Origin of the sequence: Mesorhizobium newzealandense (genome assembly GCF_042682145.1) — a bacterium.
Lineage (GTDB): Bacteria > Pseudomonadota > Alphaproteobacteria > Rhizobiales > Rhizobiaceae > Mesorhizobium > Mesorhizobium newzealandense.
In genome coordinates, this window is sequence record NZ_JBHUGZ010000030.1 from 593,421 (window position 1) to 617,251 (window position 23,831).

At 62.8% G+C, this 23,831-nt stretch carries 30 protein-coding genes; 16 read left to right on the top strand and 14 right to left on the bottom strand.

The genetic code is table 11. The features are described 5' to 3' along the window. Window positions 1-109: 109 nt before the first annotated feature. From ACFSOZ_RS36960 to betI, 4 genes are all read right to left on the bottom strand, one after another. Entirely contained in the window at window positions 110-529 is a 420-nt protein-coding gene (locus ACFSOZ_RS36960; RefSeq protein ID WP_111549407.1) for a DoxX family protein, read from the bottom strand. Between the two features lie 178 nt (window positions 530-707). Further along, complete coding sequence (gene fumC / locus ACFSOZ_RS36965; protein ID WP_379106512.1) at window positions 708-2,105, bottom strand: class II fumarate hydratase; 1,398 nt, start codon at window positions 2,103-2,105, stop codon at window positions 708-710. Between the two features lie 126 nt (window positions 2,106-2,231). Further along, complete coding sequence (locus ACFSOZ_RS36970; RefSeq protein WP_379106514.1) at window positions 2,232-2,990, bottom strand: SDR family NAD(P)-dependent oxidoreductase; 759 nt, start codon at window positions 2,988-2,990, stop codon at window positions 2,232-2,234. Window positions 2,991-3,059: 69 nt separating this feature from the next. After that, the gene (gene betI, locus ACFSOZ_RS36975) at window positions 3,060-3,722 is read right to left on the bottom strand and encodes a choline-binding transcriptional repressor BetI (RefSeq protein WP_379106515.1); all 663 of its coding nucleotides are present in this window, start codon (window positions 3,720-3,722) and stop codon (window positions 3,060-3,062) included. An 81-nt stretch (window positions 3,723-3,803) separates the two neighbouring features. On the opposite strand from betI, the gene choX reads away from it, so the two are divergent. Both choX and ACFSOZ_RS36985 read left to right on the top strand, forming a co-directional pair. Then, the gene (gene choX / locus ACFSOZ_RS36980) at window positions 3,804-4,742 is read left to right on the top strand and encodes a choline ABC transporter substrate-binding protein (protein WP_379106517.1); all 939 of its coding nucleotides are present in this window, start codon (window positions 3,804-3,806) and stop codon (window positions 4,740-4,742) included. Beyond that, complete coding sequence (locus tag ACFSOZ_RS36985; RefSeq protein WP_379106519.1) at window positions 4,739-5,578, top strand: alpha/beta fold hydrolase; 840 nt, start codon at window positions 4,739-4,741, stop codon at window positions 5,576-5,578. Before choX ends, ACFSOZ_RS36985 begins: the two co-directional genes overlap by 4 nt. A gap of 65 nt (window positions 5,579-5,643) precedes the next feature. Here ACFSOZ_RS36985 and ACFSOZ_RS36990 read toward each other — a convergent pair whose 3' ends face one another. Further along, complete coding sequence (locus ACFSOZ_RS36990) at window positions 5,644-6,417, bottom strand: NIPSNAP family protein (RefSeq protein WP_379106521.1); 774 nt, start codon at window positions 6,415-6,417, stop codon at window positions 5,644-5,646. A 241-nt stretch (window positions 6,418-6,658) separates the two neighbouring features. Here ACFSOZ_RS36990 and ACFSOZ_RS36995 point away from each other — a divergent pair, with 241 nt between their 5' ends. Then, the gene (locus ACFSOZ_RS36995) at window positions 6,659-7,255 is read left to right on the top strand and encodes a TetR/AcrR family transcriptional regulator (RefSeq protein WP_379106523.1); all 597 of its coding nucleotides are present in this window, start codon (window positions 6,659-6,661) and stop codon (window positions 7,253-7,255) included. A 101-nt stretch (window positions 7,256-7,356) separates the two neighbouring features. Next, window positions 7,357-8,490 (top strand): metallophosphoesterase, encoded by a 1,134-nt coding sequence (locus tag ACFSOZ_RS37000; protein ID WP_379106525.1) that lies wholly within the window; start codon window positions 7,357-7,359, stop codon window positions 8,488-8,490. 54 nt (window positions 8,491-8,544) lie between these two features. Here the strand turns inward: ACFSOZ_RS37000 and ACFSOZ_RS37005 are convergent, their stop codons facing one another. After that, the gene (locus tag ACFSOZ_RS37005) at window positions 8,545-8,733 is read right to left on the bottom strand and encodes a CsbD family protein (protein ID WP_379106528.1); all 189 of its coding nucleotides are present in this window, start codon (window positions 8,731-8,733) and stop codon (window positions 8,545-8,547) included. Window positions 8,734-8,923: 190 nt separating this feature from the next. On the opposite strand from ACFSOZ_RS37005, the gene ACFSOZ_RS37010 reads away from it, so the two are divergent. From ACFSOZ_RS37010 to ACFSOZ_RS37045, 8 genes are all read left to right on the top strand, one after another. Then, a complete protein-coding gene (locus ACFSOZ_RS37010) occupies window positions 8,924-9,577 on the top strand; it encodes a glutathione S-transferase family protein (RefSeq protein ID WP_379106530.1) in 654 nt (217 codons plus the stop codon). Window positions 9,578-9,869: 292 nt separating this feature from the next. Next, a complete protein-coding gene (locus ACFSOZ_RS37015; protein WP_379106532.1) occupies window positions 9,870-10,013 on the top strand; it encodes a hypothetical protein in 144 nt (47 codons plus the stop codon). 86 nt (window positions 10,014-10,099) lie between these two features. Continuing rightward, the gene (locus ACFSOZ_RS37020) at window positions 10,100-10,309 is read left to right on the top strand and encodes a cold-shock protein (protein WP_010915421.1); all 210 of its coding nucleotides are present in this window, start codon (window positions 10,100-10,102) and stop codon (window positions 10,307-10,309) included. A gap of 345 nt (window positions 10,310-10,654) precedes the next feature. Further along, complete coding sequence (locus tag ACFSOZ_RS37025) at window positions 10,655-10,882, top strand: hypothetical protein (RefSeq protein WP_379106535.1); 228 nt, start codon at window positions 10,655-10,657, stop codon at window positions 10,880-10,882. Beyond that, window positions 10,882-11,289, top strand: coding sequence for a hypothetical protein (locus tag ACFSOZ_RS37030; protein WP_379106536.1), 408 nt, complete (start codon window positions 10,882-10,884; stop codon window positions 11,287-11,289). The genes ACFSOZ_RS37025 and ACFSOZ_RS37030 overlap by 1 nt, the downstream gene beginning before the upstream one ends. A gap of 1 nt (window position 11,290) precedes the next feature. Further along, entirely contained in the window at window positions 11,291-11,455 is a 165-nt protein-coding gene (locus ACFSOZ_RS37035) for a hypothetical protein (RefSeq protein WP_379106538.1), read from the top strand. Window positions 11,456-11,459: 4 nt separating this feature from the next. Next, window positions 11,460-11,843, top strand: a complete 384-nt coding sequence (locus ACFSOZ_RS37040; protein ID WP_379106540.1) for a YkgJ family cysteine cluster protein — start codon at window positions 11,460-11,462, stop codon at window positions 11,841-11,843. 140 nt (window positions 11,844-11,983) lie between these two features. Beyond that, complete coding sequence (locus tag ACFSOZ_RS37045) at window positions 11,984-12,595, top strand: LysE family translocator (RefSeq protein ID WP_379106542.1); 612 nt, start codon at window positions 11,984-11,986, stop codon at window positions 12,593-12,595. A gap of 19 nt (window positions 12,596-12,614) precedes the next feature. Here ACFSOZ_RS37045 and ACFSOZ_RS37050 read toward each other — a convergent pair whose 3' ends face one another. Genes ACFSOZ_RS37050 through ACFSOZ_RS37060 form a run of 3 tightly spaced genes read right to left on the bottom strand, consistent with a single transcriptional unit; the run spans window position 12,615 to window position 14,511 of the window. Further along, window positions 12,615-13,001, bottom strand: a complete 387-nt coding sequence (locus ACFSOZ_RS37050; protein ID WP_379106545.1) for a nuclear transport factor 2 family protein — start codon at window positions 12,999-13,001, stop codon at window positions 12,615-12,617. Window position 13,002: 1 nt separating this feature from the next. Then, a complete protein-coding gene (locus ACFSOZ_RS37055) occupies window positions 13,003-13,464 on the bottom strand; it encodes an OsmC family protein (RefSeq protein ID WP_379106546.1) in 462 nt (153 codons plus the stop codon). A gap of 36 nt (window positions 13,465-13,500) precedes the next feature. Next, window positions 13,501-14,511 carry a zinc-dependent alcohol dehydrogenase family protein gene (locus ACFSOZ_RS37060; RefSeq protein ID WP_379106548.1) on the bottom strand — a complete coding sequence of 337 codons (1,011 nt, stop codon included), beginning with the start codon at window positions 14,509-14,511 and terminating at the stop codon, window positions 13,501-13,503. 101 nt (window positions 14,512-14,612) lie between these two features. On the opposite strand from ACFSOZ_RS37060, the gene ACFSOZ_RS37065 reads away from it, so the two are divergent. Then, entirely contained in the window at window positions 14,613-15,221 is a 609-nt protein-coding gene (locus ACFSOZ_RS37065; RefSeq protein ID WP_379106550.1) for a TetR/AcrR family transcriptional regulator, read from the top strand. A 92-nt stretch (window positions 15,222-15,313) separates the two neighbouring features. Here the strand turns inward: ACFSOZ_RS37065 and groL are convergent, their stop codons facing one another. The 4 genes from groL to ACFSOZ_RS37085 form a co-directional block, all read right to left on the bottom strand. Beyond that, on the bottom strand, window positions 15,314-16,969 hold the full coding sequence (gene groL, locus ACFSOZ_RS37070) for a chaperonin GroEL (RefSeq protein ID WP_027042159.1): 1,656 nt from the start codon (window positions 16,967-16,969) through the stop codon (window positions 15,314-15,316). 62 nt (window positions 16,970-17,031) lie between these two features. Beyond that, window positions 17,032-17,328, bottom strand: a complete 297-nt coding sequence (gene groES, locus ACFSOZ_RS37075; RefSeq protein ID WP_006203049.1) for a co-chaperone GroES — start codon at window positions 17,326-17,328, stop codon at window positions 17,032-17,034. A 416-nt stretch (window positions 17,329-17,744) separates the two neighbouring features. Further along, window positions 17,745-18,158 carry a hypothetical protein gene (locus ACFSOZ_RS37080; RefSeq protein WP_379106552.1) on the bottom strand — a complete coding sequence of 138 codons (414 nt, stop codon included), beginning with the start codon at window positions 18,156-18,158 and terminating at the stop codon, window positions 17,745-17,747. A gap of 429 nt (window positions 18,159-18,587) precedes the next feature. After that, entirely contained in the window at window positions 18,588-19,214 is a 627-nt protein-coding gene (locus ACFSOZ_RS37085) for a TetR/AcrR family transcriptional regulator (protein ID WP_379106554.1), read from the bottom strand. Between the two features lie 126 nt (window positions 19,215-19,340). Between ACFSOZ_RS37085 and ACFSOZ_RS37090 the strand changes: the two genes are divergently transcribed. The 3 genes from ACFSOZ_RS37090 to ACFSOZ_RS37100 are packed head-to-tail and all read left to right on the top strand — an operon-like array spanning window position 19,341 to window position 22,961. Beyond that, window positions 19,341-20,525: an MFS transporter gene (locus ACFSOZ_RS37090; protein WP_379106556.1), complete on the top strand. Its 1,185-nt coding sequence runs from the start codon at window positions 19,341-19,343 to the stop codon at window positions 20,523-20,525. 13 nt (window positions 20,526-20,538) lie between these two features. Beyond that, window positions 20,539-21,819 (top strand): D-arabinono-1,4-lactone oxidase, encoded by a 1,281-nt coding sequence (locus ACFSOZ_RS37095; protein WP_379106558.1) that lies wholly within the window; start codon window positions 20,539-20,541, stop codon window positions 21,817-21,819. Next, window positions 21,816-22,961, top strand: coding sequence for an alanine racemase (locus ACFSOZ_RS37100; protein ID WP_379106560.1), 1,146 nt, complete (start codon window positions 21,816-21,818; stop codon window positions 22,959-22,961). The genes ACFSOZ_RS37095 and ACFSOZ_RS37100 overlap by 4 nt, the downstream gene beginning before the upstream one ends. A 4-nt stretch (window positions 22,962-22,965) precedes the next feature. Here ACFSOZ_RS37100 and ACFSOZ_RS37105 read toward each other — a convergent pair whose 3' ends face one another. Continuing rightward, window positions 22,966-23,799 (bottom strand): GyrI-like domain-containing protein, encoded by an 834-nt coding sequence (locus ACFSOZ_RS37105; protein ID WP_379106562.1) that lies wholly within the window; start codon window positions 23,797-23,799, stop codon window positions 22,966-22,968. Window positions 23,800-23,831: the final 32 nt, after the last annotated feature.

Here is a 23,831-nt window from a genome sequence, read left to right on the forward strand (position 1 = left end):
CCCGACGCCACGATCCTAGCAGGAATTGGTCAGCTGGGACGCTCGGATAGACAACGAAAGAGGGGCGCGGAAAATTCCGCGCCCCTTTTTTCTTTGATTGTTGGTGGCTTCAGCCGCGCTTGGCGTCGACCGAATAGGCGCCTGCGCCCGAGGTGGCCAGCACGATGAAGCCGCCGGCAATCCCCAGGTTCTTGAGGAAGTTGATCATCTGCATCTGATCGGCCCAGCCGGTATGGGCGACCAGCGCGGTGGCGACGGTGAAGATCGCGAGCACCCAGGCGGCAATCCGGGTCTGGAAGCCAATGAGGATGGCGATGCCGCCGAGAAGCTCGATCAGGCCGACGATGATAGCCGTCGCGGTCGGCAGGGGCAGGCCGAGGCTGCCGAAATAGCCGGCTGTGCCGGCGATCGCGGTGAGCTTGCCGAAACCTGAAAGCAGGAAGATGACGGCGAGCAGGACGCGACCGAGGAGGATGGTGGCTGAGGCATTGGAAGCGCCGGAACCGGCGACGGAAGTGTTGATGGACATGGTGACTCTCTCCAGGAAGGGGTTGATCCCGCTGAGATAGAGCACGCGGACTGTTCACCAAAGCCGCCAGACTGGCGACACATTGTTCACAGCGCTTACATTTCCGTGATCGGGCAACTTACGCAAAATTCGCGTCGAGTCAGGCTGCGGCGAGAGGAAATTCTCCCGCCGAAAAACCTTACCCCGGATGCGTCATATCCTCGGGCCGCACCAGCCGGTCGTAGTCGGCTTCGCTGACCAGCCCGGTGGCCAGCGCTTCCTCGCGCAGCGTGGTGCCGTTCTTGTGCGCGGTCTTGGCGATCTTGGCGGCGTTGTCGTAACCGATGGTCGGCGCCAGTGCCGTCACAAGCATCAGCGAGCGGTCGAGTGCCGCCTTGATATTGTCTTCCCGCGCCTCGATGCCGACGACGCAATTGTCGGTGAAGGAGACTGAAGCGTCGGAAAGCAACTGCACCGACTGCAGGAAATTGTAGGCCATCAGCGGGTTGTAGACGTTGAGCTCGAAATGGCCCTGGCTGCCGGCGAAGGTGAGGGCGGCATTGTTGCCGAACACCTGCACGCAGACCTGCGTCATCGCCTCGCACTGGGTCGGATTGACCTTGCCCGGCATGATCGAGGAGCCCGGCTCGTTTTCCGGCAGCGACAGTTCGCCGAGGCCCGAGCGTGGGCCGGAGCCGAGGAAGCGGATGTCGTTGGCGATCTTGAACAACGCCGCGGCCGCCGCGTTGATGGCGCCGTGCGAGAACACCATCGAATCGTGGGCCGCCAGCGCCTCGAACTTGTTCGGCGCGGTGACGAAGGCGATGCCGGTGATGGCGGCGATGCGGTCCGCCACCCTTTCGGCGAAGCCGACGGGCGCATTGAGGCCGGTGCCGACGGCGGTGCCGCCCTGCGCCAGCTCCTGCAGGCCGGGCAGCGTCAGCTCGATGCGCTTGATCGACGAGGCGACCTGTGCGGCATAGCCCGAAAATTCCTGGCCGAGGGTAAGGGGGGTGGCATCCTGCGTGTGCGTGCGGCCGATCTTGATGATGTGGGCGAATGCCCGGCTCTTGGCGTCCAGCGCCTTGTGCAGGTGCTTCAGCGCCGGCAGCAGGTCGTGCACAATGCGCTCGGCGCAGGCGATGTGCATGGCCGTCGGATAGGTGTCGTTCGACGACTGGCTCATGTTGACGTGGTCGTTGGGATGCACCGGCTTCTTCGAGCCCATGACGCCGCCCAGCATCTCGATCGCCCGGTTGGAGATCACCTCATTGGCGTTCATGTTGGACTGGGTGCCGGAGCCGGTCTGCCAGACGACCAGCGGAAAATGGTCGTTGAGCTTGCCGTCGATAACTTCTTGCGCCGCCTCGATGATCGCCTTGCCGATCGCCGGATCGAGCCGGTTCAGTTCCATGTTGGCTTCCGCCGCCGCCCGCTTGACGACGCCGAGCGCACGCACGATCGACGCCGGCTGCTTTTCCCAGCCGATCTTGAAGTTGCCCAGGGAGCGCTGCGCCTGCGCGCCCCAATAGCGGTCGGCGGCGACTTCGATCGGCCCGAACGTATCGGTTTCGGTTCTGATCTTTGCAGCGGTCACGGGTCTCTCCTTGTCGAAGTCGGCAACGGCGTATCGCGTTGCACAAACGGCTTCAAGCGGAGATTGCGGGCGGCGAGGATGCAAATCGGTTGAAGCCCTTGCCCCTCGACGGGAAAGCCGGGCGGGTCACCCGGCTGTGTATCCGCCGTCCACTGCAAAGATGCCACCGCTGGTCCAGGCCGCCTCGTCGCTCGCGAGATAGACCGCGATGCCGGCCAGGTCGTCGGGGCGGCCGATTCTGCCGAGCGGATAGCTGCGCTCGACATAGGCCTTCAGCTCCGCCTTCGCCTCGGCCGGCAAATTGTCGACTGTCATGCGCCGCATGGCCGTGTCCACCGTGCCGGGCGCGATGGCGTTGACGCGGATGCCGCGCGGGCCGAGTTCGAAGGCCAGCGATTTGGTCAGCGAGTTCAACGCGCCCTTCGACAGGGAATAGAGGCTCGACGGCCGCTTTGGGATCATCTTGTTGGCGAAGTAGGACGAGATGTTGATCACCGACGCGCCGGCTGGCAGATGCGGCAGCAGCCCCTGGGTGAGGAAGAACACCGCCGTCACATTGAGCGCGAAGGATTGCTGGAACTGCGCCTCGCTGACGGTTTCGAACGGCACCAGGAAAGCCACCCCGGCATTGTTGACGAGGATATCGAGCGGCCTGCCGGATTGTTTCACATGCTCGACAACGGCTGCGATGCCGGCCGATGTGGCAAGATCGGCCGACAGCGCCTCGACGCTGCCGCCGAGGTGCTTGCGGGCGGCGTCGAGCTTTTCGGTGTCGCGGCCGACGATCAGGACGTCCGCACCCTCGCGCGAAAAGGCCTCGGCGATCGCAAGGCCGATCCCGTCCGACCCGCCGGTAACCAGCGCGCGCTTGTTATGAAGGCTCATTCGACGCTCCGAGGCAGCTTTGGCCACTTCGAGAGCAGCGTATATAGCGGCCGCGGTCAAGCCATCGGTCTATCCCACGGTATGAACTTCGACCGCCGCCGGCTCTCGCATGGGCTCCCGGGTGGCGAGCCGCCCCGCGACAAAATTCTTGACCTGGCGGACCGCCTGTTCGCGCGAGACGCTGCCCGGCTGCAGGCCGAGCCGCAGCCAAAGCCCGTCGATCAACGCGGTGACGCCAAGCGCGATGTCGTCGGCATCCGCCGGCGAGGCAAGGCCGCGCAGGCCGGACAACAGGTTCGACCGCATGCGCGCGTGAATCACCCTCTGGATACGCGCCATCTTCTCGTCGCGCGGCACCTCGGCGCAAAGCGAAAGCCAGGCGTGGCAGAGAGGAGGCTGAAAAAGATGCGGTTCGAAATTGCCCTCGATCACGGCATCCATGCGCTCCATCGGAGTTTTGGCCCGGCGCAGCCGCGCGATCACCGCGTGGCACAGGACGGCGTTGGCTTCGCGCATCGCGTGCTCGAACAATTCCTGCTTGTTGCGGAAATAGTGCAGCACGATTCCCTTGGAGGCGCCGGCCTGGGCCGCCACCTTTTCCAGCGTCGCGCCGGCAATCCCCTCGCGCTCCAGCACCGCGAACGCCGCCTGCCGCAGCTCCTTGCGGCGTATGTCGCTGAGACGCTTGAGTTTCACCGGATCGATCCATGCATTGCGAATCCACATTGACATTTTCGCCCACTCAGATCAACAATTGACCAATGGGACAATAAAAAGACTAGTCGGTCAATTTTGACAATGAGGAGAACCGGAATGTTTCGCATCCTTGCAAATGGCGTCTGTCTCGCCACCCTGGCGCTGGCCTCTCATGCGGCTCAAGCAACTGAGCCCGAGCAGTGCAGGGCCGTCCGCATGGCCGAACCCGGCTGGAACGATCTGGCCTTCACGACCGGGGTTGCCGATGTTCTGTTCGAAGCCCTTGGCTATCAGCCGCAGAGTTCGGTGCTCGGTATCAACGTCATCTACGAAGGCATGAAGAACAACGATCTCGACCTGTTCCTGGGTTACTGGAACCCGGCCATGGTCACCTATTACGAGCCCTACAAGAAGGACGGCTCGGTCGAGAACGTGCGCGTCAATCTCGAAGGCGCCAAATACACCTTCGCTGTTCCGACCTATATCTGGGACGCCGGCGTCAAGGACTTCGCCGACTTGCACAAATTCGCCGACAAGTTCGGTAAGAAGATGTACGGCATCGAACCTGGCTCGAACCAGTTGATGATGGATGCCATCGCCGATCCGTCGCTTGGCCTCAATGGTTGGCAGGTCGTCGAGTCGAGCGAAGCCGGCATGCTGTCCGAGGTCGGCTACGAGATAAAGGAAAAGCAGTTCATCGTCTTCCAGGGCTGGGCCCCGCATCCGATGAACACCATGTACGACTTCAAGTATCTCACTGGCGGCGACAAGTTTTATGGCCCTAACCTCGGCGCGGCGACGGTGACCACGCAAGCGCGCAAGGGCTATCTCGAACAGTGCCCGAATGCCGGGCAACTGCTGAAGAACCTGGCCTTCGACATCGATTTCGAGAATGTCGGCATGGGCTACCTGATCAATGACGGTATGAAGCCGGAAGAGGCGGGGCTGAAGGCGATCACGCTGAACAAGGATCGGCTCGACACCTGGCTCGCCGGCGTCACCACATTCGACGGCAAGCCAGGCCTTGCCGCGGTCAAGGAAAAGCTCGGCCTGTGAGACCGGCAGCACTTGATGCCTTGCCGAATGCCTGTGCGCAACAGGACGCCTGGGCCGCCCGCAAGCAATCCGTCGACAGTGGCGATCTCGACATCGCCTATGTCGAAATCGCTGGTGCCGAGCCGGCGCTGCTGTTGGTGCACGGCTTCACCGACACCAGCCGCAGCTTTTCGCTCTTGGCGCCGCATCTTGCCGGCCGCCGGCTGGTCATCCCGGATCTACGCGGCCATGGCGGTACGCAAGCCGGCAAGGGCTGCCGCATCGCCGATTTCGCAAGTGACATTGCCGGATTGATCAGCCGCTTGCGGCTTGACCGGCCGGTGGTCGTCGGCCATTCGCTGGGCGCCATGGTGGCTATCGCGCTGGCCGCGCGGCACAACGAGCTCATCAGCGGGCTGGTGCTACTGGCTGGCACATTGAAGCCCGATCTGGCGCAGGACCATCCACTGGTCGTGGGCGTTCAGGCTCTGCGCGACCCGATATCGACGGCCGACCCGTTCTATGCCTGGTGGCATGCCTGCCGGCCTGGCGTGCCCCAGGCCTTTCTCGCCGGTCTGGCGAAAGACGCCTCGGCGATGCCGGCGTCGCGCTGGCGAGCGATCCTGAAGGAAATCCGCCGCGCCGATCTGAGTGGCGCGGCGCGGGCCGTGCAGGCTCGAACGCTGATCATCGCCGGCGCGCGCGACCCGCTGTTTGGCGAGGCGCATCAGCAGGCACTGTCGCATTCCCTTGTGGGGGCAAGTCTCGTGCACGCCGAGGCGTGTGGCCACAATCCTCATTGGGAGGATCCGGCCTTTGTTGCCAACGCCATAGGCAAGACATTCGGGTTCGGCTAGCGCCCGAACAATGCGCGAGGCCGTCGCAAATCCTGCAGGGGCTTCAACTCCATAATCGCCGCTGATCAAGCGGACTGTTGCCCAAGCCGCGAACGCGAGGTCGGCGATAGACGCAATGTCTCCGTCAGTCTGGTGAGATCCTGCCGGGCAGCCTGCCAAAACGGTTGCCATGCGGGCGAGCCGACAAGCGTGGCCTCATGGCCGTCGTATGTTTCCGCGCTGTCGCAGCCGGTGACACTGATGAAGACGTTTTCGCTGGCTCGTACCGGCAGGCGCGGAAAGCTGTTTTCGGCATGCTCCGTAACGAACGCGGCGAGCAGGCGTGCGCCGGGTGCCGTCATCAGTGGTGCTATTTCGGCCTCAAAACGATTGGCGAAAATGGTTTCGGCGCCGGGCCGCAAATGATGAATCTGGATGACAACAATGCCCGACAGCAACCTGTTCGCCGTCAAGCCCGCCCGTGGTGTGCCCGAGAGGTCGAAGCCGGCGCCTGCCCATGCCGGCTTGAGCAGCAAGACATCGTCGGAATCGATCATTGCTGCGTTGGCCGCATTGCTGTGTGCCGCCCAGACCGGTCCGCCATAAAAGGCTGCCAGTGCATTCTTGCGCGCGTCCATGCCGTCGAAGCCGCGCATCCAGACGAACATGTCGGGACGATCGAGATCCCGGAACTGGCCAATGATGGTCATCCCGGCGTCCTCCTGGCCCTCGATCAGTCTGCTGTCGAAGATGTCGATGAGCGTGTCGCGCTTGCCGGGCTTCAGCGTGTACTGCCGCAACTCGACGACAGGCGAGGCGGGCACCGCGGGGTCCGATGGGGCATTCAGGGGCAAGGTCATCCATCAATCTCCTAAACAGGGTGATCATCCTGTTTATAAACAGACCGGTTGTCCTGTTTTGTCAATATGGTATCTTCTTCTGCCTCCTCCCCTTGTGGGAGAAGGTGGATTGGCGCGCAGCGCCAAGACGGATGAGGGTGCTGGACGGAGCGCCGTCTATGCCAAGCTGGAGCACCCCTCATTCGCCTTCACTTCGTTCAGGCACCTTCTCCCCCACAAGGGGTGAAGGGGGAGATTCGCGATGGCACGGCTTGCCTGCAAACGCATCAACGACCCCGAAGGCATGCGCAACAAAGTGCTCGATGTTGCCGAGGAATCGTTTCAGGCGCGCGGCTATCATGCCACCAGCCTCGGCGACCTGATGGCGGCGGCAGGCGTCAGCGGCGGCGCGCTGCATCATCATTTCCCGACCAAGAAGGCACTGGCACTGGCAGTGATCGACGAGCGTGTGGCGGCAGCAGTCGAAGAGACATGGATCGCGCCGGTACTGGCGGCGGCATCCGTGCGCGAGGGCGTGCGCGCGGTGTTCGAGGCCGTTGCGGCGGAACTGGAACAACAGGGTTTCGTGCGCGGCTGCCCGCTCAACAATCTGGCGCATGAACTGTCGCTCGCCGATCCCGATTTCCGGATTGCCCTTGCCGCAATCTTTTCGGCGTGGCGCCAGGCGATCGCCGACAAGGCCAGGGCCGACCAGCGGGCGGGCAGGGAGCAAGGCACCGATCCGCAGCGTTTCGCGGCACTAACCGTGGCCACCTATTCCGGCGCCATGTCGATGGCCAAGACGGCGCAGGATGCCACCGTGCTGCGGGACTGTCTGGCGGCGCTGGGCGAGGCCTAGAGCATGATCCCAAACGTTATCGAGTTGCTCTTTCACGCTGTTGTCGCGATACCGCGCGGTGAACTGGACGGCCGGCCGCTCTCTATGCTGAAATTCACCGCATGATGAATCGCCGTTCGCCTGGTTTGTTTTCTCGACGCAGCTTTCTGACCCAGGCCGCGGGATTTGCCGCGGCCGGCGCGCTGTCACATCAGGCGTTTGGCCAGACCGGGCAGCGCATCCAGCCGATCGACGCCACTTTCCTGTTCATCGCCGATGCCCATGCCTGCCGCATGGCGAGCGGCTTGAGCCCCAACTGCCAGCTGGAGGGCAAGACCGACGCCGCCCTGCTGCGCAACGTGGCAGCGCTGAACGGTCTCGGCGACAAGGACTGGCCCGCCGAGATCAACGGCGCCGCCACCGGCCTGCGCTCGGCCGGCAGCCGTATCGGCTCGCCGCTTGGCCTTGTCGTCGGCGGCGACATCACCGACGATGGCGGCGGCCAGATCACCCAGCCAAGCGAGGGCACCCAACTGCTCCAGTTCAGCCAGCGTTACCAGCAAGGCGTCGGCTCCGATCGGGTGCACATGCCGGTGTATGTCGGGCTCGGCAACCACGATCTCGACCAGAACGGCCCGCCGCACCATGTCGACTGGTATCGGCGCGAATTGCGTGACTATGTCGAGGTCAATCACCGCGCCGGCGTGTTCTTCAAGCCACCGGTGCCGGCCACCGACTACGACGTCGACACCGACTGCTATTCCTGGGACTGGGGCGGCCTGCATCTTGTCCAGACGCATCGTTTCGCCGGTGATACCGGCCACGGCGCCGACAGCAGCCTGCCATGGCTGAAGCAGGATCTGGCGACCTACGCGGCGGATGGCCGCCCGGTCATCCTGTTCCAGCACTATGGCTGGGACACCTTCTCGATAGAACGGTGGGATGCCGCCAAAAAGACCTACGACGATGACGGTGCCGGTGCACCGCACTGGTGGAGCGAGACAGACCGGCAGGCATTGCTGGCGGTGCTGAAAGGCTACAATGTCGTCGCCATCTTCCATGGCCACCAGCATGATACGCCGCTGATCTACCGCCGTGACGGGCTCGACCTCATCAAGCCAAAGGCTGCCTATATGGGTGGCTTTGCACTGGCCAGGGTGACCAGCGACGGCATGGACGTGGTGCTGGGCGAGGCGACCGGTGATCACGGCGAGGTCGCCTTCACCAATGCTTTCAGCAAGGACTGGAGCACATGAAAAAGGCGGCCGTGGCGACCGCCTTTTTCAGACAAGAGCGATACCCGGTGGGGATCAGAGCGCTTTCTTGCCCTTTTCCTTCACGTCGCCATAGGCCTTCTGCACCTTGCCGGCGATCTTGTCGGCCGTGCCTTCGGCCTGGGTCTGCCTGTTGCCGGTTGCCTTGCCGGCGGCTTCCTTGACCGAGCCCTTGACCTGCTTGGCCACGCCCGCGACCTGATCCTTGTTCACCATTTTTCGCATCTCCTGGAAGTTTTGAATTCGGGGGAATTCAACCGCGGGAGGCTAACGAGCCGGTGTCGTTTCGGTTCCAGGCCTCCTCCGCAAGCGGATCAAGTCGCGCGCCGCTTTCGGCGGCAAGGCTGGCAGGCTATAGGCTGCGATGACGCACAGGCCAAAGGGTTTGACGGCAATCGTGCGAGCGGGGAGAAAAATGGCTGAATTCACACTCCATATCGGCAACAAATGCTTCTCCTCATGGTCGCTGCGGCCCTGGGTGGCGATGAAGCATCTGGAGATCCCGTTCGAGGAAGGGTTCGTGCGGCTGCGCACGCCTGAGACCGCTGCCAATCTCGGCAAGATCTCGCCGACCGGGCTGGTGCCGGTCTTGAATCACGACGGCAGGATCATCTGGGAAACCCTTGCCATCCTTGAATATCTCGCCGACCTGTTTCCGGAGAAAAATCTCTGGCCGGCCGATATCGGTGCCCGCGCGCTGGCGCGGTCCGTGGCGACCGAGATGCATTCCGGTTTTCGCGAGGTCCGCTATGGCTGGCCGATGAATTTGCGTCGGCCAAAAGGCCACAAGCCGCTCGACGCCGAGGGCGAGGCGCAGCGGGAGCGCATCGAGGCACTATGGCGCGAGTGCCGGGAAAAACACGGCAAGGGCGGCCCATTCCTGTTCGGCCATTTCACCGCAGCCGACGCCATGTATGCGCCGGTTGTCACTCGTTTCGACACCTATGGCGGCACACTGGCGCCAGATACGCGTGCCTATGTCGATGCGGTGCTTTCGACCCCGGCAATGCGCCATTGGTACGCGGAAGCGGCCAAGGAGACTTGGCCCGAGCCCGGCCCAGACGAATGAGAGGCTGCAAGGCGCGGGTCTCGGCGCTCGGCCCTTGGGCATCAAAATGATCCGGGAAAGGGTGTAGGCAAGGCCACGACGGCTCATGCGGCCGGAAAGCCCGCCACCATACAAGAACGCCCCTCGCACCTTTTATCGTACGGGAGGCGTCCTTTGTGTCAGCCTTCCTGAGATTGCTCTCTAAAACTGCTGACAACACCCAAATGCACGGGCGCGGAATTGGTTCCCGGCATGCTGCAATTTTTTTGAGGGAACAGGAACGCCTTGTTTCTGCGCCCGGAATCGCAAGCTGATGTCCCTTGCGCCGGACAACCTTGCGTTGAATCCTGATAGTGGAAAACCAGAAATTGACACGACGCTAAAAGAAGCCTACAAGAAATTTGTCGATGTTTGTTTGACTGACTTTTGTTATCCGCGCTTTGCAGCGCGCCTTTGACGAACTTCCAACATCAAAAATCGGGACAAACGACGTTGTGCATCCGCATGACGTCGAACGAATATTTGCCATGGAAAGGGTTCGTCATGAGCACCGGCACAGTTAAATGGTTCAACGCCACCAAAGGTTTTGGTTTTATTCAGCCTGACGACGGCTCCGCCGACGTTTTTGTCCACATCTCGGCCGTAGAGCGCGCCGGCATGCGCGACATCGTCGAGGGCCAGAAGCTCGGCTACGAGATGGTCCGCGACAACAAGTCGGGCAAGATGTCCGCCGACCAGTTGAAGGCGGCCTGAAGACAGAATTCAGCCTTCCCGGTGACCACGGATGTACTGGCACCGGTGAATGGCGAATTCGAGCGCGTGGCCGCGGAGACCTGAGTTTCCACGGCATGTCATGCGCATGAGAAGGGCGTTCCCTGTGCATCCATCTGGATGCGCGGCGCTCTCATGGAAGGTCAGGCGGTGCCTGGCCTTTTTCATTTTGCGCGTCTTGCCGCCGAAAATGCGCTGCGCGTCGGCCCGAACGTGCTAAGGGACGCTCCAGCAATTTGAATCCGCTGCCGTATTGCTTTGTGCGTGGTCCTGACCGAAGACCCGGTCTCGCCCTATCGGCACCAGGCTCCTGACAGGAGAAAGATTTTGACCGCCAATCCGAAGACAGCTCCTGATCAGGCTGTGTCCCTGTTCAGCAAGACGCAGACCCAGTCGATGTCGCTCAACCGCATCATTTCCGAGCGCGATGCCGTAAGCGAAGCGCGGGAAGCCAAGACCGCGCGCTTGCGCGAACAGCGCCTCGAGAAGGAGGCTGACGAGATGGCAGCGGCTGCGGCGCTCTCCGCTTTGCCGAAACGAGCCGGAAGACGCTGATGGCCACCAAGCGCGTGCCTCCGAAACTGATCGCCGCCGACTCGACCATCGCCGACGTGGTCGATGGCCTCAACAAGCCGGTCGAATATGTCCGGCGCGTACTTGAGAAGCTCGAGCGCTGCAAGCGCGCCCATGGCGATGCCCAGGTGCGGGTCGGTGTGCGCGGTCGCGCCGAATGCCCGAACTACCTGATCGAATATGTCCGCGAAGATGCCAAGACACATGAGCGGGTGACCCATCAGGACGCTGCCTACAGCGGCAGCACGCATCGCGAACTGGCGCCCCACCACATCGAGGCGGTGAAGAACTGGTCGCCCGAGGAAATGAACATCACGGCGGTTTCGGCGCTGATCGGCCGCTTGCGCAATCCGCGCGCACCATCATCGCGCTTCGCCGACGAGGACTGACATGGCCATAAAATTCTCCGCCAAGGACCAGCCTGCAACGCCAGCTGCCGCTGCAAAACCGGTCAAGCCGGTTGCCGCGAAAGCCGGCGAAGCCGCCGAGGCTGCGACCGACCTGTTCAAGTCGCCGGTCGATGCGCCAAAAGGCAAGACAGGCAAGAAGAAATAACGCCTTGCCGCAAGACGCCGATCGCAATCCTGCCGCGCCGGGGCTGCTCGCCCTGGTAGCCGCCACAAACCTTTCGTCGCCGCAACACGGCACCGCTCCTGTCTTCGACTGCCAGAGCTGCGGCGCCTGCTGTTCCTATTCGGCGGAGTGGCCGCGCTTTTCCACCGAGGATGATGCGCAGCTCGACCGCATCCCGGAAAAATATGTGGCGGCCAACTTGTCCGGCATGCGCTGCGAGGGCGTGCGCTGCTCGGCCCTCTCCGGCGAGATCGGCAAGTCGACCGCTTGCGGCATCTATGAAGTCCGCCCGGATGTCTGCCGCGCCTGCATGCCTGGTGACGACGATTGCCTGATGGCCCGCCGGGCGCACGGATTGCCAACCTCTTAAAGTCCTTGTCTCGTGCACGTCGTTGTCCCAGAACCGCTGCGCAGTTTGGGCAACATGCACTGGCAACGACTGTCGGCGGCTTGTGCGCATCCTCCTTGCTGGCTACGCTGCGACAGGGCAGGGCGCCGGAGGAAACCATTGTGAGCATCGAATTTCTGTTGACGTCGCTGATCGTCGTGGCTTCGCCCGGCACCGGCGTTCTCTACACGCTGAGCGCCGGCCTTTCGCGCGGCGCGCGCGCCAGCATCATCGCCGCCTTCGGCTGCACGCTCGGCATCATTCCGCATATGGCGGCCGCCATCACCGGCCTTGCGGCGCTGCTCCACACCAGTGCGGTTGCCTTCGAGACGCTGAAATATCTTGGTGTCGCCTACCTGCTCTACATGGCCTGGAACACGCTGAAGGAGAAGGGTGGCCTGAGCGTCGAGCAGGATGTGACGCCGCGCTCGGCCGGCAAGGTGATTGGCACCGGCATCCTCGTCAACGTGCTCAATCCGAAACTGTCGATCTTCTTCTTCGCCTTCCTGCCGCAATTCGTCAGCACGACCGAACCCAACGCGCTGTCGAAGATGCTGGAACTCAGCTCCGTCTTCATGCTTTTGACCTTCGTGGTTTTCGTCGGCTACGGCATTTTCGCCGCGTCGATCCGCAGCCATGTCGTGTCGCGGCCGATGGTGCTGACCTGGATGCGCCGGACCTTCGCCGGCGCCTTCGTCATGCTCGGCGCAAAGCTGGCATTGGCCGACCGGTAGCGGCGAGCGGGCGAGGGGACTATCCCTTGACGTATCCCATGGCTTCGACGATCAGCCCGTCCTCGACGCGCATCAGATTGACGCCACGGATGGAGTTGCCGTCGGCGAACCAGTAGCGCCAACGGATCGTTGCCCGTTCGCCGGCAACGAATGTCTCCTCAAGGTCGAAACGCGTGCCGGGCTGGGTGGCGATCGCCGACCACAGCTGGACGCAGGCCGCCCGGCCGGCATGACGGGCGCCGTCCGGTGCCGGGACGGTGTTTTCGATCACGCAGTGCTCGGCGACCAGGCCAGGCAGCGCCGACGGATCGTGCAGCTGGAACACGTCGTTGAAGCGCTGCATGATTTCGGCTGTGCGCCTGGAGTGTTCGTCCGGATGAAGCGTCACGGTGCTGTCCTGTTTCATCTCATCTCCTGATTTCATGTTCCGTGGTGGCGGCCGCGACGAGCCCGGCCTTGAGCGTGATGGTTGCCACGCCGGCCAGGGCGCGCGAGACAAGGCATGTCGCTTTCGCCGTTTCTGCGAGGGCCTGGAATTCGTCCGGAGCAAGGCCCGGGATCTCGGCTTGCGTCTCGATCTCGATGCGGACGATCGTCGGCCCGGCAGCGCTAACGCCGAGATGCACCTTGGCGACGGTGCTGATGTTTGTCGGGATGTGATTGGCTCTGCCCAGTATGGCGCTCAAGGCCATCGAGAAGCAGCCGGCATGTGCTGCCGCAATCAGTTCCTCCGGATTCGTGCCCGGACCGTTTTCGAAACGCGAGGGGAAGGAATAGGCGCCTTCGAACACGCCGCTGCCGAGCCGGAGCCGGCCTGAACCTTCCCGCAGCGTGCCCTGCCACTCGGCCGAGGCTTCACGAATTGTCATTGTCTGCTCCTCCGTTGATTGTGAGAAATCGAGTGGTCAGGCGCCGTCGATGACCACCTTCCCGAAGACGTCGCCCTGTTGGAAATAGCGGTACGCAGCGCCGGCCTCGCTGAAGGCAAAGACCTTGTCGATGACGGGCCGCAGCCGGTGCTGCGAAACAGCGCGCAACATGGCTTCGAGGTTGGTCCGGCTGCCGACGAAAAGGCGGCTGATGGTGGCGAGGCTGCGCTGGTAGAGCGCTGCCGGCATCTCGATTGACCTGCCTTGCAGGTCCTGCAGCGTCAGCAGCACGATGTGCCCGTAGAGTGTGCTGGCGATCAGCGACTGCGCGAATGTCGCCGGGCCACCGGTCTCGACGATGAGGTCGATGCCGCCGGTCTGGTCGCGGACAGTCGCACCCCATTCGGGCATCTCCGATGTCGAGATCACAAGGTCGGCGCCTAGCGCTCGCAGCCTGTCGGCCTTCTCGCCCCGTGAGGTGACGGCGACGACGCGGCAACCGAGCAGCTTGGCGAACTGCAGCGCAAACAGCGAGACGCCACCCGAGCCGATGACCAGAACCCATTGGCCAGGCTTCGGAATTCCGGCGTCCGTCACCGCATTCCAGGCGGTCAGACCGGCGCAGGTCAGCGTTGCCGCCTCATGCCAGTCGAGATGATCGGGCAATCGCACCGCCCATTGCTCGTCGAGATCGACATATTCGGCCAGCATGCCGTCCAGCGTGCAGCCGAGCTGGTCGATGAGCCCGGCGTTGATGCGGCCGTCGATCCAGCGGGCGAAATAGCTGCCGGTCACGCGATCGCCAACGGCAAAGCGGGTGACGGCATCGCCAATGGCGACGATCTCGCCAGCCCCGTCGCTCACGGGAACGACGCCTTGGCGCGGCGTCAGCGGATAGGTTCCGTTGAGGATCATCGTGTCACGCCGGTTGAGCGAGGTGGCACGAACGCGCACCACGATCTCATGCGGTTTCGGTTCAGCTTGCGCCTCGTCGCGCATCACCAGGCATTCGGTCCCGCCGAACCCTTCAAGACGATAGGCCTGCATGGCGGCTCTCCCTTAAATATGTAGACTGATCTACATATTATGTAGACCGATTGTCATATTCGACGCAAGGCCTATAATGATTGCTGCTGACAGAGGTTGACATGGCGAACGACACCCGCACCCGCATACTCGAGACGACGGCGCTGCTGCTCAGGCAACGCGGCTATCACGGCACCTCGCTGAACGACATATTGAGCGCCAGCGGCGCGCCGCGCGGCTCGCTCTACTTCCATTTTCCCGGCGGCAAGGACCAGCTCGTCATCGAGGTGACGCGGGACAGCGTCGACCAGGTGACGGAAAGGCTGGGCGCGGCACTGGCCGCCGAGCGGGATCCGGCAGTGGCCGTCCACCATATCTACCAGGCGGTTGGACGCATGCTTGAGGAGAACCAATTCACGCTCGGCTGCCCGATCGCACCCGTGGTGCTGGATTCACCGACCGACGTGCCGGAACTGGCGGAATTGTGCCGGTCGGCCTTCGAGCAATGGATCGGCCTTCTGCAACAGGCTTTCGTCAGGGCAGGGGTGCCCGAGCGCCGCGCGCATGCTCTGGCGCTGTTGGTCGAATCGTCGCTGGAAGGGCTGATGGTGATCGCCCGCGCCACCCGCGACCGCGCCCCGCTGCTGGCGGTGGCGGACGAAGTCGCGGCGCTGATTGAAGGCGCGGTGCTGTCTGGGGTGGCACGGCAACGTGCTGATGCCGCCGTCTGAGGCCGATCAAGGCGCGGCGATCAAGGTGCATGCCTAACAAAAAGGGCGCCTTTCGGCGCCCTTTCCGTATCTGAAGGCTGATAGGGGCTGGATTAGAAGTCCATGCCACCCATGCCGCCCATGCCGCCGCCGCCCATGCCGCCAGGCATGCCGCCGCCAGCCGACTCCTTCTTCGGAGCCTCCGCGATCATGGCTTCGGTGGTGACGAGCAGGCCGGCGACCGAGGCCGCGTCCTGGAGAGCCGTACGGACAACCTTGACCGGATCGACGATACCCATGGCGATCATGTCGCCATATTCGCCGGTCTGGGCGTTGTAGCCGAAGGTCGCGCCCTTGTTCTCGAGGATCTTGCCGGCAACGATCGATGCTTCCGCACCAGCGTTCGCCGCGATCTGGCGGGCCGGAGCCTGCAGCGCGCGGCGCACGATGTTGATGCCAGCAGCCTGGTCGGCATTGGCGCCGGTGGCCTTGATGTTGGCCGAAGCGCGCAGCAGGGCGACGCCGCCGCCAGCAACGATGCCTTCTTCCACGGCCGCGCGGGTCGCGTTGAGGGCGTCATCGACGCGGTCCTTCTTTTCCTTGACTTCGACTTCCGTCGCACCGCCGACGCGGATCACCGCAACGCCGCCCGCCAGCTTGGCGAGACGTTCCTGCAGCTTCTCCTTGTCGTAGTCCGACGTGGTCTCTTCGATCTGCTGCTTGATCTGGGCAACGCGGCCCTGGATCTCGGCCTTCTTGCCGGCGCCGTCGACGATGGTGGTGTTCTCCTTGGAGATCGACACCTTCTTGGCGCGGCCGAGCATGTTGAGGCCGACGTTCTCGAGCTTGATGCCGAGGTCTTCCGAGATGACCTGGCCACCGGTGAGGATGGCGATGTCTTCCAGCATTGCCTTGCGGCGATCGCCGAAGCCCGGCGCCTTGACGGCGGCGATCTTCAGGCCGCCACGCAGCTTGTTGACGACCAGCGTGGCCAGGGCCTCGCCTTCGACGTCTTCCGAGATGATCAGCAGCGGCTTCGAGGTCTGCACTACGGCTTCGAGAACCGGCAGCATGGCCTGGAGGTTGGAGAGCTTCTTCTCGTGCAGGAGGATGTAGACGTCCTCGAGTTCGGCAACCATCTTGTCGGCGTTGGTGACGAAGTAGGGCGAGAGGTAGCCGCGGTCGAACTGCATGCCTTCGACGACTTCCAGTTCGGTCTCGGCGGTCTTGGCTTCCTCAACCGTGATGACGCCTTCGTTGCCGACCTTCTGCATCGCTTCCGCGATCATCTTGCCGACCGACTCGTCGCCATTGGCCGAGATCGTGCCGACCTGGGCAACTTCCTCGGAGGTCTTGATCTTCTTGGCAGCCTTGCCGAGCGCCGCGACGACTTCGGTCACGGCCAGATCGATGCCGCGCTTCAGGTCCATCGGGTTCATGCCGGCGGCAACCGCCTTGTGGCCTTCCTGGACGATCGACTGCGCCAGAACGGTCGCGGTCGTGGTGCCGTCGCCGGCGATGTCGTTGGTCTTCGAAGCAACTTCGCGGACCATCTGCGCGCCCATGTTTTCGAACTTGTCCTCAAGCTCGATTTCCTTGGCGACGGTGACGCCGTCCTTGGTGATGCGCGGGGCGCCGAACGACTTGTCGATGACGACGTTGCGGCCCTTGGGGCCGAGCGTGACCTTCACCGCGTCGGCGAGGATGTTGACGCCGCGCAGCATGCGCTCACGGGCATCACGGGAGAATTTTACGTCTTTGGCAGCCATTTTTAACTCCTGGCAAGGGCTTGGATTGAGCCCGGGAATTCAGTTGACGGAAAGGCCTGATATCAGCCGATGATGCCCATGATGTCGGATTCCTTCATGATCAGAAGGTCTTCGCCATTGAGCTTGACTTCGGTGCCCGACCACTTGCCGAACAGGATGCGGTCGCCGGCCTTGACGTCCAGCGGGACGAGCTTGCCGGCTTCGTCACGAGCGCCGGAGCCGACAGCGATGATCTCGCCTTCCTGCGGCTTTTCCTTTGCCGTATCGGGGATGATGATCCCGCCGGCGGTCTTGGATTCGGATTCGACCCGGCGAACGACCACGCGGTCATGAAGCGGGCGGAACTTCGACTTTGCCATTTTTTCTTCCTCGATGAGAACGGTGAGAACAGTTCCTCAGCCCGGCGGCGCCGGACATATGGTTAGCACTCACCAATGGCGAGTGCTAACGTGGCGGTGAAATAGGCTCGCGGCTGGCGAGAGTCAAGGCGTTCGGAACTGCCCATGCGCGTGAAATTTTGTTTTCCGCAACCGCTCGTTTCCGGAATGTGCCGGTTGCCGCGGGGCCAACGTGGAATTTGCCCATCGCGTCTGTGGGGACCGTCGCGCGGTCTCTTAGTCAACGCCCTAAGCGGAACCCAATTTCTTGTGTCTCAAAGGTCAAACAGCAAACCATTCGCGCCAATACCGACGAGGACGATGCTCGGTATGCGGTTCTGCCTATGAACCCCGTCGGCGATTATGATTACGGCGAGTTGGGAGGCGCGCCCGTCGTCCTACTTGGCGAGACGATGAAGTGCAGCTTTATCTATCTTGCCCTCCAAGCTCGAAATCAATGTGTATGAATCTGCTTTTATCGCGTTTATCAAGGGGATAGATTTGTCGCGATAGAGAGCGTTGGCTTCGTCGATCTTGCCGTCCACAATCAGGTCATGCACGTCAATTGCCACCGCGCATAGAGTCTCGACATTATGGTAGATATCTGAAAACCGTTTCAGTTCGTCCTCGGACACGCTTTTGTTTCGCTGTACTGCCGTCATTGCATGGACCAGGTTCGGCTTTAGTCCCCCCACCATTTCCTGTAGTTTAAGGGTTTCTATCCGCTTCGTCCCCATCGATGCCGCGGTTGCTGGGTCATAGCGCGACCAGCCGCCATAGGCTGCGAGCAGCGCAAGAGTTTCCAGATACATGACCCCCCTCGCCGTACCTTTCCAGTTTGTATGTTTGACTGATCACTTTCTGCTGCTGAGCAATGACCTGGATCGTGTCGGGCGCCGTGGTTTGCGAACTGACCGGGCGGGCAAATGTAAGAGCCAGCAGTAGGAGTGCGAGCGTTCGTGCAGTCCGCAGAGCGAATTGAGAGAATAAGCGCATTTGCCACCTCCCAACGTTCAAACCATCATCCGTCAGCATAATGCAATGACGGGTCATAAATAATAACCCTCCGACGTGGAGGAAAAGACAATATCAGATTTTCTGCTTGTTGTATGGCCCGCGAGCGGCCTGACCCACTACCATCACGTCACCAACCTTGCTGCCGACAGATTTGGACTAGATGCTCATTCCGCCCGACACCTCGATGCGTTGGGCGTTGAGTTCCGCCGCCGCGCCGCGCTCGACTAGAGAAAGAGCCGCAGCTGGGTGTGGATGATCGACCGGTAATCCTCGATGGTCTGGTGACTTTCCGCTTTGCCCTCGGCAAGCGCCAGGCGCACCACACCACCGGCTAGCTGGAAGATCAGAAGAACCATGCGTTCGAACTGCTCGCGCTTCTCGGGCTCGAGCAGGGCGATGACATGGTCGCAGAACATCTTGGCTTGATGTCGGGTTTCGGCGATGTCGAGATTCTTGAGTGCCTTGTCGGCCTGGATGGCGTTTTGCAGATCTTGGATGGCCGGATCACCGGCGACACGGCTGAGATAGTCGTCAAGCAACCGGTCCGCAGCCATGATCACGTCCTTGGCCTCGCGGACGTCGGTGATGATCGCTGTCAATCGTGCACGGCTGACCTCGGAAAACCGCTCGTAGAGCATCGCCAGGATCGCCGACTTGTTGGGGAAGTAATGATAAACGGTGGCGATCGGTCCGCCCGCCAGCATGCCGACTTCCTTCATGGTGACGGCGTCGATGCCCTTTTCTCCGATCAGCCGCATGGTTGTCGACAGGATCGCGTCGATGCGCTCGCGGCTGCGCTCCTGCTTGGGTTTTCGCCTGAGCCTCGTCACCGTCCGCCTTGCTTCCGTCATTCACCGATCTTCCGCGACAATTCCGGGTCCATGGTTGACAAAGTAATATGATCAAGTATCAGTTTTCTAAATGCTGACAGATTGTCAGCTTTTTTGCGGTACGGCAAGGGACGTTGGGAGGCGGCTTTGGCATCTGGCAACGCGCATATCGGAAGCGGCGACTGGCTGGTCGGCAATCCGACCGGCGGACAGCTTGCCTCGGCCCTGTGGATCGGGTCGGTCGGCCTGCTCATCCTCGGGCTGCAGCCGGTACTGCTCGGCGCCCTTTACACCGAGGGCCATGTCAGCGGCGATGAACTGGCGCTGGTCGCCACCGCCGAGATGATCGCCATCGCCATCGGCTCGGCTGTTGTGGCGATGCTGCTGTCGGCCAACAAAATGCGCTGGAAAAGTGCGGCTCTTCTGCTCCTGCTGGCACTGGCGAACCTGTGGACGGCCTATGCCGCAAGCGCCAACACGCTGATTGCGGCCCGCGCCATGGCCGGCCTCGCCGAGGGCGGCCTGGTGGCGGTCGCGACCGAACTGATTGCGCGTTCGCGGCGTGCCGAGCGCATCGGCGGCTATTTCGTCACCATGCAGACACTGGCGCAATGCGCGCTTGCCCTGCTGCTGGCGCTCTATGTCATCCCGGCCACTGGGTCGGCGGGCGGCTTCATCGTTCTTGCGGTCGTCTGCGTCGCGTCACTGGCGGTCGCCTTCAGCGTCCCCGCTGACTATGCCGACCTGCCGAAGGACGAGAATTTGGCCAATGTGCTGACGGTCCCTTCGATGACCGCGCTGCTGTCAGTCTTCTGCTACTTCATGTTCTTCGGCGCGGTCTGGGCCTTTCTGGAGCCACTTGGCGCACAATACGGCATCGATGGCCGCACCGTTGGCCTGATCGTCTCGGCCAGCCTCGCGGTGCAGGTCCTGGGCGCGATGACGGCGACCGTGTTCGAGGCGCGCATCGATTACCGCCTTGCCATCGCGGCGATCGGTGTCGTCGCGTTTGTCTGCTCCCTGGTCCTCGCCAGCGGACCAGGCCTCACCACATTCTGGGTTGCCGCCTTGGTCATGGGCTTCATCCTCTTGTTCATCGTCCCCTACCAGATCCGGCTGGCGATCACCGCCGACGGGACGCGCACCGCCGTGCTGCTGGTGCCGGCCGCGCAGCTTTTTGGCCTGGCGATCGGGCCGATCGCGGCGTCGGCGCTCATCGACGGCAAGGATTTTCGCCCGGTGCCGGAATTCGCCGCCGCCAGCGCCGTTGCCAGCGTGGCACTGCTCGGCCTGTTTGTCTTCGTGGCGCGGCGTCGCCGCGCCGTTGCCTGAGCACGGGGGCAGCATGTCGAACATCTGGAGCAATTGGTCGGGCTATGTAAGCGCTGAGCCGAAGTTGATTGCCAGCCCCACCGATGCCGGCGAACTCGGTGATCTCGTTCGCACCGCACCCGGCCCGGTCCGCGTCGTCGGCGCTGGCCATTCCTTCACGCCGCTGGTGAAATCCGAGGGCACGATCCTGTCCCTGGAGAAGCTGGAAGGGCTGGTCTCGCACGACGCCGAAAAACATCAGGCACGCGTGCGGGCAGGGACCCGGCTCGGCCCGCTCATGCACATCCTGCAAGGCATTGGCCAGGGCCTGCCCAATATGGGCGACATCGACCGCCAGGCGATCGGTGGCGCGCTCGGCACCGCCACGCATGGCTCGGGGCCGACGCTCGGCGCCTATCACACGCAGCTCGAGACGGTGCAGATCGTCGACGGGCTGGGCAAGTTGCGCGACTTCAAGCGGGCAGGGGATCAGGAGACGATTCACGCCATCGGCGTCGCGCTCGGTGCCTTCGGCGTGATGACCGAGGTGACGCTGAACAACATTGCGACCTACCGGCTGCGCCGCCGCAAATGGGTGCTGCCGATCACCGACATGCTGCGCGATTTCGAAACGATGATGGCCGCGCATCGTTCGGCCGAATTCTACTACATTCCGTTTTCCGGCTATGCGCAGTTCATCGCCAGCGACTTCAGCACGACGGCGACCACCACGCGTCCGACCGAGGATGACGAGGGTGGGTTGAGGACGCTGCGCCGGCTGCGCACCGGGCTCGCCTGGCTGCCATCGCTCCGCCGCCGGCTGATCCGCGACGCGGTCGCGAAAGTGCCGGCCGAGGACTATGTGCAGGACTGGCTCAACGTCTATGCCAGCGACCGGCAGACCAAATTCAACGAAATGGAATATCATCTGCCGTTCGAGGAGGGGCCGAAGGCGCTGGCCGAGATCATCGAACTGACCGAAAAGCGCTTTCCCGAAGTCTATTTCCCGATGGAGGTGCGCTCGGTCGCACCGGACCAGTTCTGGCTTTCGCCGTTCTACAACAGGCAGACCTGTTCGATCGCCATCCATCACGATGCGGCGAGCGATCCGTTGCCGTTCATGCGGGCGGCCGAGCCGATCTTCCGCAGATATGGCGGCAGGCCGCATTGGGGCAAGTTGCACAGCCTGAAAGCGGCGGACCTGAAAAAACTCTATCCGCGTTGGGACGACGCCATGGCGGTGCGCCGCGACATCGATCCGCAGAACCGCTTCATCTCGCCCTATTTGGCCGGCCTGTTCGGCATCGAACGATGAGCGCGTATTTCGCCACGCTTTCGGATGGACTGGAGGAAGCCGGCATCTTCCAGCCCTGCCTGTTGCTCGATCTCGACCGGTTGGATCGCAACATTGCGCTGGCGAAAGAGCGGCTTGACCCCGGCCTTGCCGTGCGGCTGGTCGACAAGTCGCTCGCCTGTCTGCCGCTGCTGTCGCACATCGGCAAGGCTCTGGGCACCAATCGCTTCATGACTTTCCATCCCCCGATCAGCGCGGCGGTGTTGAAGGCATTTCCGGATGCGGATCTGCTTTATGGCAAGCCGATGCCGGTCCACGCGGCAAGGGCAGCACTGGTGAAAGGTGGCGCCGACTGGTCGCGTGTGTGCTGGCTGATCGATACCCAAGAGAGGCTGGCCGAGTACGGTGCGCTCGCGGACGAACTCGGCGCCGAGCTGCGCATTGCTTTCGAGATCGATGTCGGGCTGCATCGCGGCGGTTTTGCCAGCCCGGAGGCCTTGTCGCAGGCTCTTAAGTTGCTGCCGGCGCACAAACGGCTGCATTGCGAAGGCGTCATGGCCTACGAAGCGCATGCGCCACACATTCCCGACCTGTTCGGCGGGGCGGCCAAGGCGTTGGCGAAAGCCTCGGAACAGGCCACCGCGTTCATTGCGTGTCTGGGCGCCGACCAGCGCCGTATCCTCAACATCGGCGGCAGCAAGACCGCGCTGCTTCATCATCGCAGTGCTGCCAACGAGGTGTCGATGGGCTCGGCCTTTGTGTTGCCCAGCGATTTCGATACGCCCGGCCTCGAAGGCTTCCAGCCGGCAGCCTTCATCGCCACGCCGATCCTGAAGGTCGTCGAGCCGATGCTGCCCGGCCCGCCGGCCGTCACCCGCCTGCTGCAGGCGCTCGGCCGGTTTCCGCGCAGAGGCTGCTTTCTCTATGGCGGCAAATGGATGGCCGAACCGGTGTTTCCCGAAGGCATGAGGGCGAATGGCTTGCTCGGCCTCTCCTCGAACCAGCAATTCATGGGCTTGCCGGCTGGTGCGACCGCAAAGCCCGGTGACTACGCCTTCCTGCGCCCGACGCAGAGCGAGGCCGTGTTGCAGCAGTTCGGATCGATCGCGGTGTTTTCCGGCGGCAGGATTGCCGATCGCTGGCCGGCGCTGCCGATGGCGTGAACGACTACGCCTTCACCGGTATCCAGATCTCCAGCCCGCCATTGCCGGTGCGCGGATCGAATTCGGGGCCGTAGCGCTCGAATTCGGGGGCATCCGCGATCTCATGGCCTGAGGCCGGCAGCCATTTGTTCCAGATCGTGTTGACGGTTCGACGGATGGTCGAGATGTGCTCGCGGTGGGCAAAGACGGCATATTTCTGCGCCGGCACGCGCACCCGGCTGAGCTCCTTCGGCAGGTCGGAAAAGTCCGACACTTCGACGCCGGCGATGTAGTCGATATTGCCGGCATCGTCGCCGTTGACGCAGACGCCATAGGCGACGTCGCCGGTCTCGCCCGGAATGTTGCCGATATAGGGGCCGAAGCGCTGCCACTGCATCGGGATGGCGGCGCTGGTTTCGCAGCTGTAGCGCTCGCCGAGGCCGGCGATCAGGAACGGCCGGCTGGTCTCGAAGCGCGGTGGTTCGAGGCTGGCAAGAACGGACTGGTTCATCAGGATTGGCTCCACGAGGTCGAGGTTGTCGAGCGTGCCTTGCGCGCGCACCAGCTCCGGCGTGGTGTCGAACTGGTCGCGGAAGGCGCGGGTGAATGCCTCATGCGAGTTGTAGCCGGCGTCGAGCGCGACCGAGAGGATGTCGGGCGCCCCGCCAGCCAGCTTGCGGGCCGCCTCGGTCAGCCGGCGTGAGCGCATGTAGCCCATCACCGAGCGGCCGGTGGCAGCGCCGAAAGCCCGTGTCACGTGAAAACGCGACACGCCGCTGCTTTGGGCGACATCGTCGAGCGAGACCGCCTCCGGCAGATGGCTCTCGACGAACCACAGCGCTTTCTCGGTCGGGTTCATTTTTCTCCTCGCGTTGGCCGGATCATGTTGCT